This window comes from Hungatella sp. SL.1.14 (genome assembly GCF_024460495.1).
GTDB classification, from domain to species: domain Bacteria; phylum Bacillota; class Clostridia; order Lachnospirales; family Lachnospiraceae; genus Hungatella; species Hungatella hathewayi.
In genome coordinates this window covers 52050-67245 of sequence record NZ_JANFYJ010000018.1, presented here as the reverse complement: position 1 = coordinate 67245, position 15196 = coordinate 52050, and the positions used below count along the sequence as shown (strand labels likewise).

The window sequence follows — 15196 nt, the reverse complement described above, 5'->3', positions numbered from 1 at the left end:
TAAACTGATCAGGAAAGAAACGACAAAACATACATAACAACAGATGCTTCTCTGCGTGGCACCGTGCAGAGAAGCATTTTTCAACAGAATAAAGGAGAAGAGACATGAATGTAAAGGATTTTAACTTTGAACTGCCGCAGGAGCTGATTGCGCAGGATCCGCTGGAGGACCGTTCGTCTTCCAGGCTTCTTGTGCTGGATAAAAAGACGGGTGAAATCGAACACCGGACATTCCGCGATATTCTTTCCTACTTGAGAAAGGGAGACTGTCTTGTCATCAATGACACGAAGGTCATCCCGGCCAGACTGTTTGGGGTAAAGGAAGGCACCGAGGCGAAGATCGAGATCCTGCTCCTCAAAAGGCGTGAGAATGATATCTGGGAGACCCTGGTAAAGCCTGGGAAAAAGGCAAAGATCGGTACGGTCATTACCTTTGGCGAAGGGCTGCTGACGGGTACGGTGGTGGATATCGTAGATGAAGGGAACCGTCTGATTCAGTTTTCCTATGAGGGGATTTTCGAGGAAATTCTCGACAGACTGGGACAGATGCCGCTTCCGCCTTACATCACCCACCAGTTAAAGGATCAGACCCGTTACCAGACTGTTTATGCGAAGCATGAGGGATCGGCTGCGGCCCCTACGGCGGGACTTCACTTTACAAAGGAGCTTCTGGCGGAGATCGAGGCCATGGGCGTTGTGATCGCCCATGTGACGCTTCATGTGGGACTCGGCACATTTCGCCCGGTCAAGGTGGACGAGATCGAAGACCACCACATGCATTCCGAATTCTATATCGTGGACGAGGCGGAAGCGAAGAAGGTAAACGATACAAAGAAAAACGGAGGGCGGATTGTCTGTGTGGGGACCACCAGCTGCCGTACCGTCGAGTCTGCCTCCTCGGATGACGGCGTGCTGAAGGCGGGGAGCGGCTGGACTGAGATTTTTATCTATCCGGGATACCGGTTTAAGACACTGGACTGTCTCATAACAAATTTCCATCTTCCGGAATCCACTCTCGTTATGCTGGTTTCAGCGCTTGCAGGCAGGGAGCACGTGTTAAACGCTTATGAGGAAGCCATCAGGGAGCGGTACCGTTTCTTCAGTTTTGGGGACGCCATGTTTATCACTGACCTCCATGAGGGAGTGTCTTCCGATGATGGAGATCAGACCGGGAAGGAGACCGGAGAGAGGACGGAAAGATGAAATCAGCAGAAGATTTAAGACAGTTTCTCCGCTCTGTTGACCGGAAGGGGTATCCTGCCTACAAGGGAGCGAAGGGAGTATACCGGTTTCCGGACTTTACCTTAAGCATCGACCATGTACAGGGCGATCCGTTTGCATCCCCATCCAGGGTCAGCATCCGTGTGGAAGGAAAGAAGGCCTGTTTTCCGGGAGAATCCTATCGTCCGGGTTACAAGCGTACAGCACTGCAGGATTTCCTGCTGCGTAAGTTCGGCGCCCAGGTGGAACGGTATAATTTTAAGGCGAGAGGCTCAGGAAAGAGCGGGCTGATCGCGGTCAGCCGGTGCGGCCAGGAGATACTGGAGAGAACTGCATGTGAAGTGGATCCCGGGGACGGAAGCATACTGATCCGCATGGAGGTCGGATTCCCGGCGAATGGAAGAACGATTAATTCCGGGGAACTGATTAAGATTCTGTTCGAATTTCTGCCGGAGTGTGTGGCGGGAACCTGTTTTTATAAAAACTATCCGGCGGGAGAAAAGGCGAAGGTGAAAGCTGTCTCTGAACTGGCGGAAGACCAGGAGGAAGCGAGAAGGCTGCTGTCTGAGATGGGACTTGCCGCCTTTGTGGCGAACGGGTCTGTTTTGCCGAGAGAATCCGGTGTATCGGACCGGCCGATGGCGAAGGCGGTTCCATTTTCCTCTCCGGCCTCGATGGAAGTGGTGATGAAGCTTCCTAACGCAGGGGAGATTAAGGGGATGGGAATCCCCAAAGGCGTGACTCTGATTGTGGGCGGCGGTTACCATGGGAAATCCACGCTGCTTTCGGCCCTGGAATCGGGAGTGTATAACCATATCGCCGGTGATGGGAGAGAGTACGTCGTCACAGAGGCATCGGCGGTGAAGCTGCGTGCGGAGGATGGACGGAGCGTTAAGAACGTGGATATTTCCCTGTTTATTCAGAATCTGCCGGATTTACGTGACACGAAACGGTTCTGTACCGAGGATGCCAGCGGAAGTACGTCACAGGCGGCCGGTGTGGTGGAAGCGATGGAGAGCGGAGCGAAGACGTTTCTGGTGGATGAGGATACCAGCGCGACGAATTTCATGATACGGGACGAGCTGATGCAGATGGTGGTGCACCGGGATAAGGAACCGATTACACCGTTTGTGGAGCGGGTCAGGGCGCTTTACGACGAGCAGGGAATCTCCACGATTCTGGTAGCCGGAAGCTCCGGCGCTTACTTCCATGTAGCGGACCGTGTTATACAGATGGACTGCTATGTACCGAAGGAAGTGACTGGAGAGGCGAAGGAGGCCGCGGCCGGATTCGGGGAGGGCGTACGGTCACTTCCGTTAACACCGGTTTCTTTTGGGCGGATACCGAAGAAGCTTAAGACCGGAGGCAGGGATGAACGGTTTAAAATGAAGGTTCTGGGCCGTGACAGCCTGCAGTTTGACCGGGATGTGATAGAACTCCGGTTTGTGGAGCAGATCGCGGATACAGAGCAGATCGCCGCTCTGGGGTATCTGTTAAAATATGCGGGTACGCATTTCATAGACGGCAGGCGGAATCTGATTCAGATCGTGGACCTGCTGGAAAAGAAGGTTGCAGCGGAGGGGCTTGCGGCGCTGGCGGACGACGGATATCTGCCGGTTAATTTATGCATGCCGAGACGCCAGGAGATATTTGCCTGCATCGATCGCTGCCGCAGCATGATCTATTGAAGAACAGGCGGATTTTGAATTAGTAAAGGGGTCAGTCATGGAAGAAAAAAAACATCTGGTTGGGGGGATTTCCAGAAAGACGCTGGAACGCCTTCCTGTGTATCACCATTATCTGGAGCGCAGAGACTGCGAGGGACTCGTCAATATCTCCGCGCCGGTCATTGCGCTGGACTTACAGCTGAACGAAGTGCAGGTCCGTAAGGACATCGCCATGGTAGCGCGGTCGGCGGGAAAACCGAAGACGGGATATGTGGTGAAGGATTTGATCGATGACATTGAGGAATTTCTGGGATACCATAATACGAACCAGGCCGTCCTGGTGGGCGCCGGTTCTCTGGGAACGGCGCTTCTGTCCTACCGCGGGTTTGAGCAGTATGGCGTGGAAATCGTCATGGCTTTTGACGAAGACGCGGATAAGACAGGGCAGAAGATTGGGGAGAAGATGATACTTCCCATGGAAAAACTGGAAAATCTGTGCCGGAGAATGAACATCCATATCGGAATTATTACGGTTCCGGCGGATTCCGCGCAGGAGGTGTGCGACAGGCTGGTGAACGGCGGCGTGAAGGCTGTCTGGAATTTCGCTCCGATTCATCTGACTGTGCCGGATCACGTGCTGGTTCAGAATGAGAATATGGCCGTGTCCCTGGCGGCACTGTCGAAGTATCTCTATGAAGCGGACAAGGATGCGGTAAGGGGGAACGGTGTTTGAATACGGTATTACTGGAGTATGCGGTGGAAGTGGAAAAGACCGGATCCATCACGCAGGCGGCCGGAAATCTCTACATGGATCAGCCGAATTTGAGCAAGGCCATAAAGACTCTGGAGGAAGGCCTGGGTGCGCCTATATTCAGGCGGACGCCCAAGGGCGTCGTTCCCACGGCCAGAGGCAGAATCTTTCTGGAATATGCAAGAAACGTGCTGGCGCAGCTAGAGGAGATGGAAGCGCTTTACAAGCCTGCGAAGACGGGCAGTGTGGAATTTACCCTGTCTATGCCCAGGGCCAGCTATATCAGCAGCGCATTTTCCAGGTTTGTGAAGCGGATTGACCGAAAAGAGGGCATGAATCTGTGGCTTCGGGAGACGAACTCCGCCGATACTCTGCGCGATGTGGAGCGGGGGGAGTATCAACTGGGAATTATCCGATACAAGCCGTCCGCAGAGGCGTATTACGCGAAGCAGGCTGCGGAATGCGGGCTGAAAACGGAGCTTTTGCTGGAATATGACGAACGCCTCCTGATGTCGCAGGTCCATCCCCTGGCTTCGGCCCGGCACATAGAGAGCGGGGATCTTCTGCCCTATATTGAGATAACCCATGGAGACGCCAAGGCTTCCGGCCGCCGGGAACTGAAGGCTGCAGACGGTACAACGGCGAGTACACCGGCGAACCGGATCTATATTTTCGAGCGGGGGACCCAGATGGGCCTTCTTCATGAAAATCCCGACACGTATATGTGGGTATCCCCCATGCCTCCGTCTGTCCTGACACAGCATGGGCTGACCGAGAAGCCGTGTATCGACGGAAATCACCGTTACCGCGATGTCCTTGTCTACAGAAACGGATATAAGATGGGGAAATGGGAGCGGCTGTTTCTGGAAGAGCTGGAGCAGGTGAAAGCAGACCTGGTGAAAGATGACTGCGGCCGGCAATGATGACAGAACTATAATAAGTATTTATATATCGATATTTATATACTGATATATGGAAATTTACATTTGTATTTTCTCCTCCCTGAGTCTACAATGAGATCAGCATAAAAATAAGGCGAGGAGGATTTTACTATGGCAAGATTCACATTACCAAGAGATCTGTATCATGGAAAAGGAGCCCTTGAAGAGCTTAAAAATTTAAAGGGAAATAAGGCAATCGTGGTAGTAGGCGGCGGTTCTATGAAGCGTTTTGGCTTTCTCGATAGAGTAACAGACTATTTAAAGGAAGCCGGCCTGGAAGTGAAATTATTTGAAGGTGTTGAACCGGATCCCAGCGTGGATACCGTTATGAAGGGCGCTGAGATGATGCGGGAGTTTGGTCCCGACTGGATTGTGGCGATCGGCGGAGGTTCTCCGATTGATGCGGCCAAGGCGATGTGGGCATTCTATGAATACCCGGACACCACATTTGAAGAACTCTGCATTCCGTTTAACTTCCCGACACTCCGTACGAAGGCGAGATTCTGCGCGATTCCGTCTACTTCCGGTACCGCTACCGAGGTAACGGCGTTCAGTGTAATTACGGATTATAATAAGGGCATTAAGTATCCCCTGGCTGATTTCAACATTACTCCGGATGTAGCGATTGTTGATCCGGATCTGGCTGAGACGATGCCGGCCAAGCTGACGGCATTTACCGGCATGGATGCCATGACACACGCCATCGAAGCGTATGTGTCTACACTCCACTGTGATTATACCGATCCGCTGGCGCTGCATGCCATTAAGATGATACATAACGATTTAGCAGATTCCTATCATGGAGATATGGCTGCCCGTGACCGCATGCACAATGCACAGTGTCTGGCGGGGATGGCGTTCTCCAATGCGCTTCTGGGCATTGTTCATTCCATGGCCCATAAGACAGGCGCCGCTTATTCCGGCGGCCACATCGTACATGGCTGCGCCAATGCCATGTATCTTCCAAAAGTAATCAAGTTTAACGCAAAAGAAGCAGAAGCGGCAAAGCGTTACGCTGAGATTGCACGATTCATTGGCCTCAAGGGTTCCACAGACGGGGAGCTTGTAGATGCGCTGATCGCAGAGCTCCGCGCCATGAACGGGAAGCTGAATATTCCAGCCTGCATCAGAGAGTATGAGGGCGGAATCATCGATGAGAAAGAGTTCAATGAAAAATTACCGTCAGTAGCTGAGTTGGCAGTCGGTGATGCATGCACCGGATCCAATCCGAGACCGATTACACCGGCCGAGATGGAGAAGCTGTTAACCTGTTGTTACTATGATAAAGAGGTTGATTTCTAAAAATCTCCTTTCAGTTTAGCAATGCAATGTGTGCCGGGGGCGCAGGATCGTATGGTCCTGCGCCTCTGGTGCGTGAAAAAGCTGTTTGACAGCGTTTTTTATCTGTGTTATTGTATCAGAGAATCAAAAAAGAAGGGGCAGGACTGAACGGATGAAAAAAGAAGACGCAGTGCTGGTGGTCAGCTTTGGAACCAGTTATAATGACAGCCGTAAGAAGACCATTGAGGCGATTGAGAAGACGATCGCAGGCCATTTTCATGATTATGAGTTCCATCGGGCTTTTACCAGCCGGGTGATCATTCAGATATTGGAGAAACGGGATTCCATCGCTGTTGACGGCGTGTCGGAGGCGATGGAGAGACTTTTCAATCAGGGGATAAAGCGGGTTTTGATTCAGCCTACCCATGTGATGAGCGGAGAAGAATTCGATGCCATGATGGAAGAGATGAGGCCCTATGAGGCTGCCTTTGAGGCGGTGGCCGTAGGAGCGCCGCTGCTCACTTCGGAGGCTGACTATGAGCGTCTTGTCCGCATTCTGGCAGAGGATACAAAGGAGTTTGATGCAGAGGGAACGGAGATCATTCTGATGGGACACGGTACGGAACACTCCGCGAACGAGGTCTATGTGCGCCTTGCCGAAGAATTTAAGAAGCAGGGATACAGCCGGTACCATGTCGGAACTGTGGAAGCGGTGCCTTCCCTGGAAGATATGAAGCGGGAGGTAGACCGGACGGGAGCGCACCGGGTTGTCCTTCAGCCGCTGATGATCGTGGCGGGAGACCATGCCAACAATGATATGGCAGGCGATGAGGAGGGCTCCTGGAAGAGCGTGTTTCAGTCGGCGGGATACGACGTTGTCTGCCGGTTGAAGGGACTGGGAGAACTGGAAGGGATTCGCGAGAGCTTCCTGGAACATGCGAAAATGGCAGTGCGGTCCTTGACTTTAAAATAGCCCTTTGCTAGAATGACACTATTCATATACGAGGAAAAGGACAGGAATTATGCAAAAAAAAGTAAAAACAGCGGCTGCCGTGGTTTGTCTCACGGCTGCTGCTTCCATCTGGCTGCTGTCAGGCTGCGCCAGAAAGATAGAACCGATTACAAAGTCCAGTTTTATGCTGAATACGTTTGTAACAGTGACCCTGTATGATACGGATGATCCGGATATCTTAAACGGCAGCCTTGAACTGTGCCGGTCCTATGAGAACATATTCAGCAGAACCATAGAGGCAAGCGAGATATACAAACTGAACCACCGGCCGGCGGATGAGCAGACTGTGACCGTCTCAGACGATGTGGCGGCCCTGCTGGAAAAGGGAATTTATTACAGTAAAGTATCGGATGGTGATTTTGATATTACTGTAGAACCGCTCAGCTCCCTGTGGAATTTTTCGTCGGAGGACCATGTGGTTCCGTCGGATTCCGAGATCAGGGAAGCCCGGGACAAGGTAAACTGGAAGAATCTGGAGCTGAACGGAAACACCCTTACCTTCGGCTCGCCGGATACGGCCATCGATTTAGGGGCCATCGCCAAGGGCTATATCGCGGACCGCATGAAGGACTATCTCGTGAAGGAAGGCGTGAAGAGCGCCGTCATCAATCTGGGCGGCAATGTGCTCTGCGTCGGGAAGTGTCCCGACGGAACACCGTTTAAGGTAGGCCTTCAGAAGCCCTATGCCGACCGCAATGAGACGATTGCAACGCTGGACATCGACGGGATGTCCGTAGTTTCGTCCGGTGTCTATGAGCGCCATTTTGTAAAGGATGGGGTGAATTACCATCATATCTTAAACCCCAGAGACGGGTATCCATACCAGAACGGACTCGTATCGGTTACGATTATTTCCGATCTGTCAGTCGATGGGGATGGTCTTTCCACCACCTGTTTCTCCATGGGACTGGAAAAGGGAAAGGCACTGATTGATTCCATCGACGGAGCCTACGGCGTGTTTATTACCGATGACTATGAGATTGTATATTCGGAGGGAGCAGAGAAGTTCCTGGATAAAGAATCTTAAGGATTCCTTTATTCACGGGGATTTGCTTTACATTTTTCCGGCGCTATACTACAATAGAAGAAATGTATTTCTGACAGGAGCAGTATGATGATTAAAAAAATATGGGACAAGGTTATGAACCGCGAGGTTATTTCATATCTGATCTTCGGGGTGCTGACCACACTGGTGAACTGGGTAGTCTATGCGGCCATGGTAAAGGTTCATATCGATTACCGCATTGCGACAGCGGCGGCATGGGCTGTATCTGTCTTGTTTGCATTTATTGTGAATAAGATTTTTGTATTTCAGAGCTATAATCTCCGTCCAGCCTATGTCATGAAGGAGATCACGTCGTTTGTGGCGTGCAGAGCCGTGTCGGGTGTGATGGAGATGGTCTTTATGATTGTCATGGTATCATGGATTCATATGGACGAGTATATCAGCAAGATTGCAGTTTCTGTGATTGTTGTAATTGTTAACTACGTATTCAGTAAACTTTTTATATTCAGGAAGAGCGAAGAAAAATCCCTGTGAAAGGTTGGCCGGAGTACGGCCAGGTAACTGCATATGGAACGCGATGACGAGATTGAAAAGATTTCTAAAGAACTAGAGGACATACTAAGAATGACATCAGAGAAAAAACGGAGCAGTGAAGAAACTGAAACGGAGAAGAAAAATTTGATACCTTCGGAGAATGGGACGGATAAAAAGACGCCGTCCGCTTCCCTGGAGGATTTTTCACTTATACTGGATCTGGGGGATGGAGACGTGGTGTCGTCGGACTCTGCGGAGGTTTCACCTTCCGGCGGAGACGGGGAGGAGGAGCCGGGAACGGTGCAGTCCCCGGCGGAAGGCGGCCCTGTTTCTTCAGAAGGCGGCCAGGTTCCGGACGCGGCGGAGCCGCTCTCCGGGCTGGATTCGGTGCAGGAAGATCCACCGGATCTTTTTCTGGAGCCTGTGGAATCGGAAGAGTACGATTATGAGGAAGATCTGGAATTTCCGGATCAGGAAGCCCTTGAATTTTCGGATCAGGAAGAGCCGGCTTACGATGAGCGTGACGGGAAACGGAGGCGGGACGGCAGAGAAAGCATCTGCCTGATACGTCCGTCGGACGGACTTGTGGCTGCGTTTTTTGTGCCGGTTATTATCATGATCATTATCTTTGCCCAGCGCGGGATATTCCCGTTTGGGGAAGAGAGCTTCTTAAGAACGGATATGTACCACCAGTATGCGCCGTTCTTTTCTGAATTTCAGCATAAGCTGACCCATGGCGGCAGCTTTCTGTACAGCTGGGATGTGGGAATGGGCGTGAACTTTGCGGCCCTGTATGCATACTATCTGGCCAGTCCCTTAAACTGGCTTCTGGCGCTCTGTCCCAAGGCGTATATCATCGAGTTTATGACCTACATGATCGTGTTCAAGATCGGTCTCAGCGGCTTAAGCTTTGCTTATTATCTGCGGAAGCACTGCAGGACATCGGACTTCGGCATCGCCTTTTTCGGTATTTTTTATGCCCTTTCCGGTTATATGGCGGCTTACAGCTGGAATATCATGTGGCTGGACTGTATCCTTTTGTTCCCGCTGATCATGCTGGGACTGGAACGCCTGGTCCGTGAAAAGAAATGTTTTCTCTATTGCATTACTTTAGGGTTATCAATTTTGTCAAACTATTACATATCCATTATGATATGTATTTTTATGGTGTTATACTTCATCGCCCTGCTGGTGATGGACGGAAAGAAATCGTGGAAGGATTACATGGTAAATATCAGCTCCTTTGCGGTATTTTCCCTTCTGGCAGGCGGTCTGGCCGCGGTGGTGCTTCTTCCTGAGATTTATGCGCTTCAGATGACCGCGTCCGGGGATTTTAACTTTCCGAAGACGGTGACTTCGTATTTCCCCATCTTCGACATGGTGGCGAGGCATCTGCCGGATGTGGAGACGGAGATCGGTTTGGATCACTGGCCGAATATCTACTGCGGCGTGGCGGTTCTGATGCTGTTTCTGCTGTACCTTGTAAACCGGAACATCAGACGGCGGGAAAAAGTGGTGTACTGCGGACTGCTGCTGTTCTTTTTTGCCAGCTTTTCATTTAATGTGCTTAATTTTATTTGGCATGGATTCCATTATCCCAACAGCCTTCCGTGCCGCCAGTCCTTCATCTATATTTTCCTGATGCTTCTGATGTGTTATCAGGCGTACAGCCATTTGAAGGAAACGCCCTGGAAGCATGTGGTGCTGGCCTTTTTCGCGGCGATCGCATTTGTGCTGATGGCCCAGAAGCTGATTACGGATGAGGCGTACCATTTTTCCGTGTTCTATGTGGCGATTCTCTTCCTTTCGGCCTATGCGGGGCTGATCTGCCTGTATCAGAAGGGGGCGAGCCGGAATGTCGTGATTCTTCTGGCCCTGGGCGTCGTTTCAGTGGAAGCGGCGGTCAATACGACGGTAACCAGCGTCACCACGACCAGCAGAACCAGCTACGTAAAGGATAATGACGCCAGCGTAAGTCTGACGGAGGGGATTACCGATCCCACATTTTACCGGGTGGAAAAGGTCAGCAGGAAGACGAAAAATGACGGCGCATGGATGAATTTCCCGTCCGTATCCCTGTTCTCGTCAACGGCCAATGCCGACTTATCGAAGTTCTTTAAAAAGCTGGGATGTGAGAGCTCCACCAATGCATACAGTATCACCGGCAGTACTCCGCTGGTAGATTCGCTGTTTTCCGTGAAATACGCACTGTATTCCGAGACACCGGCGGATACCGGCCTTCTGACACCTCTGGAGGTGGAGGACCATACGTATCTCTACCGCAATGAATATACACTGCCGTTAGGCGTTATGGTGCCTTACGATCTGGAGGACAACTGGCAGCTGGACATCACCAATCCCGCGGACGTGCAGAACGATCTGGCTGTGGTGCTGGGAGCAGACCCTGTGCTGGAGGAAGTGCCGAGCGAGATTCTCGGAACCAGCTTTACCTTTACACCGGAAGTATCGGGCGACTATTACGTTTACGTGAGCAACAAAAAGGTAGAAAAGGTAAGCGCCCTGATGGGGGAAAATACGAAGAGCTTTGACAACGTGAACCGCGGATACATGCTGGAGCTGGGCTGGATTACTGCCGGCGAGGAAGTGACTCTCCGCAACGACGACAACGAGCAGGATCTGGTAGCCGTGGCGTACCGTTTTATCCCGGAAGGACTGGAATCGGTCTATCACGTGCTTAACAGAAATTCCATGGAACTGACAAAGAAAACCGATACAGAGATTACCGGAAGAATCGACACCGAAAAGGCAGGGCTTCTCTATTTAAGTATCCCCTATGACAAGGGATGGTCCATATACGTGGATGGTGAGGAGACAGAACCATATAAGCTGTTCGACACCTTTTTAAGCGTACGGCTCAATGCCGGAACGCATATTGTGGAATTGTGCTATATGCCGCAGGGCTTAAAGACAGGCGGTATGGTCACGGCGGGAAGCGCCGCAGTGCTGCTTCTCATCGCAGGAATCACCGCAGGCCGCAGAAAGAAACCGGTCATGCGCAGAAGAATAAAATGCTAAGGAGAAATGTGATATGAAATTATGGGGCGGACGCTTCACAAAAGAGACGAACCAACTGGTACACAATTTCAATGCCTCCCTTTCCTTTGACCAGAAGTTTTACCATCAGGACATCGAAGGAAGCATAGCCCATGTAAAAATGCTGGCGAAGCAGGGGATTCTGACAACAGAAGACAGAGATACGATCATAGAGGGACTGGAGGGAATCCGCAGGGATTTAGAGAGCGGGGCGCTGGTATTTACGGCGGAGCATGAGGATATCCATTCCTTTGTGGAAGCCGTCTTAACCGAGCGAATCGGTGATGCGGGAAAACGCCTTCACACAGGAAGAAGCCGCAACGACCAGGTGGCCCTGGACATGAAGCTGTACACGAGAGATGAGATCGATGAGTTAGATGGTCTGGTGAAAGCTCTTCTGGAAGAGCTGTTAAAGCTGATGGAGGAGAATCTGGACACCTATATGCCCGGGTTTACTCATTTACAGAAAGCCCAGCCTATCACGCTGGCCCACCATATGGGGGCTTACTTTGAGATGTTTTACCGCGACCGTACCCGCCTTTCAGATATCAGAAAACGGATGAACTACTGTCCGCTGGGATCCGGCGCGCTGGCAGGCACCACCTACCCGCTGGACCGGGAGTATACGGCTGAACTTCTGGGATTCGAGGGTCCTGCGTTAAACAGCATGGATTCCGTGGCGGATCGTGATTATGTCATCGAGCTTTTAAGCGCGCTGTCGACCATTTCCATGCATTTGAGCCGGTTCTGTGAGGAGATTATCATCTGGAACACGAACGAGTACCAGTTCGTGGAGATCGACGATTCCTACAGCACAGGAAGCAGCATCATGCCCCAGAAGAAGAATCCGGATATCGCGGAGCTGATCCGTGGTAAGACGGGCCGTGTCTATGGGGCTCTCGTGTCGATCCTGACGACGATGAAGGGGCTTCCGCTGGCCTATAACAAGGACATGCAGGAAGACAAGGAGATGACATTTGATGCCATCGATACGGTAAAAGGCTGTCTTGCACTCTTTACCGGAATGATCTCTACCATGACCTTTAAGAAGGACGCGATGGAAGCGAGTGCGAAGAATGGCTTTACCAATGCGACAGATGCCGCGGATTACCTGGTAAACCACGGCGTGGCCTTCCGCGACGCCCATGGAATCGTGGGACAGCTGGTACTGTACTGTATCGGGAAGGGGATCGCTCTGGATGAGATGTCCCTGGAAGAATTTCAGGCGATCAGCCCCGTGTTTGAGGAAGATATTTATGACGCCATCAGCATGGAGACCTGCGTGAAAAAGCGTATGACCATCGGCGCACCTGGCCAGGAGGCCATGAAGAGGGTTATAGAAGCGTGCAGAGAGAGGCTGTGAACGTCATAGTAACAACCATATTCTGGAAATATTCTCAGAAAAACTATTGCATTCCTCTAAAGGGGAAGGTTTATACTAAAGTATATTAGATGTTTATACGTGAGGGTAAATCAAAATCTGATCAGAGGAGGCTGTATGGTTTGCTATGGGGGTAAAGCAAAGCACAAAAAAATTATATTCGATCGGTGAAGTCAGCCGGATCTGCAACGTATCGAAAAAAGCACTTCGTTTTTATGACCAGATCGGAGTGATCTCTCCGGACATGGTAAGCGAGGAGAATAATTACCGTTATTACAGTGAGGAGACGCTGCTTCTGGTTCCGGTGGTCAAGTATTATAAGCAGATGGGGTTCAGTCTGGAGCAGATGCAGAATCTGGTGGAAGGCAGTACATATCAATGTCTGGAGCGAAGCTTTCTAAGCAAAAGTGAGGAGCTGCAGAACGAGCGGCAGGAGCTTTTATACCGGTATACCGCCGTGAAGGACTGGTATGAGCTCGTCCGTGAGGCAGAGCTTGTTTCTCAGCGCAAAGAACACGACGTGACGATCAAATATGTGAATTCCACCGTGTACTGCAGTAAAGAGCAGGACTTTTCGTACAATTACATGGAATCCATCATCAATATTCCGTGGGTAAATTATCTGGAAAGCATCCATAATGAGATTACCGGTCCGGTTATTTTAAATTTCCCGTCGTTCCGTGAAAAGCGGGCTGGGACTTGTAAACGGGCCAGAATTATGCAGATGCCGCTTCGCCCTCTGGTAAAGGAGGCGGAGCTTAAGACGCTGGGAGGCACCATGATGGCTTCGGTCTATCACGTCGGATCGCTGGACACAATCGGCCGGGAATATGAGAAGATCGAGGAGTGGGCGCTGAAGAAAGGATATCTCTGCGGTGAGGAGTCTTTTGAACGGTATGTGGTGGATTACTGGACCACGCGGGTAGCATCGGAGTTTGTGACGGAAGTGCTGGTACCGGTTACCAGGATGGAAGAGTGCAGATAATTTGAGAAGCTCGATGGGGAACGAAAAATATTTGTGAAAATTGAATAAGAGGATGCTGAAACCTTCCCCTTGAGGGGAAGGTTTCAGAGAGACAACCATAGCTTCACAGGAATATGGTTGTCTTTTTTTATGCAAATATTCAGCTCACGTCAGTTTACGGGTATTGTTATTGTTTTAACATTACCCTAAGGGGAAGGTGTATTATGCACTTTTACCTGTAATATGCAAAATAATATTTAGAAAAACAAATAAAAATGTTTATAATATAAAAATTATTTAGATTTATCCCGATAAAAAAGAGGCTTGACATTCCACATAGGGGGAGGGGATATACTAAATGCATATAAAAAAGATGGATTAAAGAGAAAAATTAGATATTGTATCTAATTTTGGAATCCAGAAGGAGGAACTTTCATGAAGTACGATGCATTGGGAATGATTGAAACAAAAGGGCTGGTAGGATCGATCGAAGCGGCAGACGCCATGGTAAAGGCTGCCAATGTCACTTTAATCGGCAAGGAGCACGTAGGAGGAGGTCTCGTTACCGTTATGGTGAGAGGTGATGTGGGAGCAGTAAAGGCTGCGACGGATGCGGGAGCGGCAGCGGCACAGCGCGTAGGCGAGCTGGTATCCGTCCACGTCATTCCCCGCCCCCATGCAGAGGTGGAGTGCATCCTTCCTGTCTGCAGAAAACCTGAATAGGAGGAGGTCGCGCAGGTGAGATATTACGGAGAAGAGGCACTGGGACTGGTGGAGACCATTGGTCTGACACCCGCGCTGGAAGCAGCGGATAAGATGTTAAAGGCAGCAGACGTGGAACTCATTTCCTACGAAAACGTAGGTTCCACCCTTGTCACCATCATGGTCAAGGGAGATGTGGCGGCGGTGCGGTCTTCGGTGGAAGCCGGGGCAGCGGCGGCAGCAGCCATCGGGAAGCTGACGGCTAAGAATGTAATGCCGAGACCGATTCAGGGAGTAGGCGATATTGTATCCGTACACGATGTTGATGCGTAAAAACAGAAAATCGGCAGGAAGGAAGAAAGTATATGGAAAGATATGAAGCCATTGGTTCCATTGAAACATTTGGCCTGGTATTTGTTCTGGAAGCCGCGGATGCGATGTGCAAGGCGGCCGATGTGGAACTGATCGGATATGAGAATGTAGCTTCCGGATACATATCCGTGCTGGTGCGCGGCGATGTGGGAGCATGTAAGACAGCGGTAGAGGCCGGAGTAAAGGCCGTGGAAGCCATGGGAGCCGAGGTTTACAGCTCCGTTGTAATCCCGCGGCCCCACCCGGATCTGGAGAAGATCATCACACGTTACTCCTTAAAGAATCTTCTGCCGGCGGAGTAAGGAAAGGAA

General features: G+C 50.8%; 14 protein-coding genes. All 14 read left to right on the top strand.

All coding sequences use genetic code 11. The features are described 5' to 3' along the window. The first annotated feature begins 104 nt into the window (after nt 1-104). The 14 genes from queA to NE473_RS18800 all read left to right on the top strand — a co-directional run bounded on the left by queA (nt 105) and on the right by NE473_RS18800 (nt 15187). On the top strand, nt 105-1202 hold the full coding sequence (gene queA, locus NE473_RS18865; protein WP_022030877.1) for a tRNA preQ1(34) S-adenosylmethionine ribosyltransferase-isomerase QueA: 1098 nt from the start codon (nt 105-107) through the stop codon (nt 1200-1202). Continuing rightward, nucleotides 1199-2908: an ABC-ATPase domain-containing protein gene (locus NE473_RS18860; RefSeq protein WP_006774173.1), complete on the top strand. Its 1710-nt coding sequence runs from the start codon at nt 1199-1201 to the stop codon at nt 2906-2908. Before queA ends, NE473_RS18860 begins: the two co-directional genes overlap by 4 nt. Nucleotides 2909-2945: 37 nt before the next feature. Continuing rightward, complete coding sequence (locus NE473_RS18855) at nt 2946-3620, top strand: redox-sensing transcriptional repressor Rex (protein ID WP_055651807.1); 675 nt, start codon at nt 2946-2948, stop codon at nt 3618-3620. Next, nucleotides 3617-4561: a LysR family transcriptional regulator gene (locus NE473_RS18850; protein ID WP_055651806.1), complete on the top strand. Its 945-nt coding sequence runs from the start codon at nt 3617-3619 to the stop codon at nt 4559-4561. Before NE473_RS18855 ends, NE473_RS18850 begins: the two co-directional genes overlap by 4 nt. A 129-nt stretch (nt 4562-4690) precedes the next feature. Continuing rightward, nucleotides 4691-5881: an iron-containing alcohol dehydrogenase gene (locus NE473_RS18845; protein ID WP_006774170.1), complete on the top strand. Its 1191-nt coding sequence runs from the start codon at nt 4691-4693 to the stop codon at nt 5879-5881. 151 nt (nt 5882-6032) lie between these two features. Next, on the top strand, nt 6033-6833 hold the full coding sequence (locus NE473_RS18840) for a sirohydrochlorin cobaltochelatase (protein ID WP_006774169.1): 801 nt from the start codon (nt 6033-6035) through the stop codon (nt 6831-6833). 49 nt (nt 6834-6882) lie between these two features. Beyond that, nucleotides 6883-7899, top strand: a complete 1017-nt coding sequence (locus tag NE473_RS18835; protein ID WP_256265359.1) for an FAD:protein FMN transferase — start codon at nt 6883-6885, stop codon at nt 7897-7899. 84 nt (nt 7900-7983) lie between these two features. Beyond that, nucleotides 7984-8412 carry a GtrA family protein gene (locus NE473_RS18830; protein WP_006774167.1) on the top strand — a complete coding sequence of 143 codons (429 nt, stop codon included), beginning with the start codon at nt 7984-7986 and terminating at the stop codon, nt 8410-8412. Between the two features lie 90 nt (nt 8413-8502). Beyond that, on the top strand, nt 8503-11448 hold the full coding sequence (locus NE473_RS18825) for a YfhO family protein (RefSeq protein WP_341465630.1): 2946 nt from the start codon (nt 8503-8505) through the stop codon (nt 11446-11448). A 13-nt stretch (nt 11449-11461) separates the two neighbouring features. Next, a complete protein-coding gene (gene argH, locus NE473_RS18820; protein ID WP_055651803.1) occupies nt 11462-12829 on the top strand; it encodes an argininosuccinate lyase in 1368 nt (455 codons plus the stop codon). A 145-nt stretch (nt 12830-12974) separates the two neighbouring features. Then, nucleotides 12975-13832, top strand: coding sequence for a MerR family transcriptional regulator (locus NE473_RS18815; RefSeq protein ID WP_055651802.1), 858 nt, complete (start codon nt 12975-12977; stop codon nt 13830-13832). A gap of 414 nt (nt 13833-14246) precedes the next feature. Next, the gene (gene eutM, locus NE473_RS18810) at nt 14247-14534 is read left to right on the top strand and encodes an ethanolamine utilization microcompartment protein EutM (protein WP_002602420.1); all 288 of its coding nucleotides are present in this window, start codon (nt 14247-14249) and stop codon (nt 14532-14534) included. A gap of 15 nt (nt 14535-14549) precedes the next feature. Then, the gene (locus NE473_RS18805) at nt 14550-14846 is read left to right on the top strand and encodes a BMC domain-containing protein (RefSeq protein WP_006773243.1); all 297 of its coding nucleotides are present in this window, start codon (nt 14550-14552) and stop codon (nt 14844-14846) included. Between the two features lie 32 nt (nt 14847-14878). After that, the gene (locus NE473_RS18800; protein WP_006773242.1) at nt 14879-15187 is read left to right on the top strand and encodes a BMC domain-containing protein; all 309 of its coding nucleotides are present in this window, start codon (nt 14879-14881) and stop codon (nt 15185-15187) included. Nucleotides 15188-15196 lie beyond the last annotated feature (9 nt).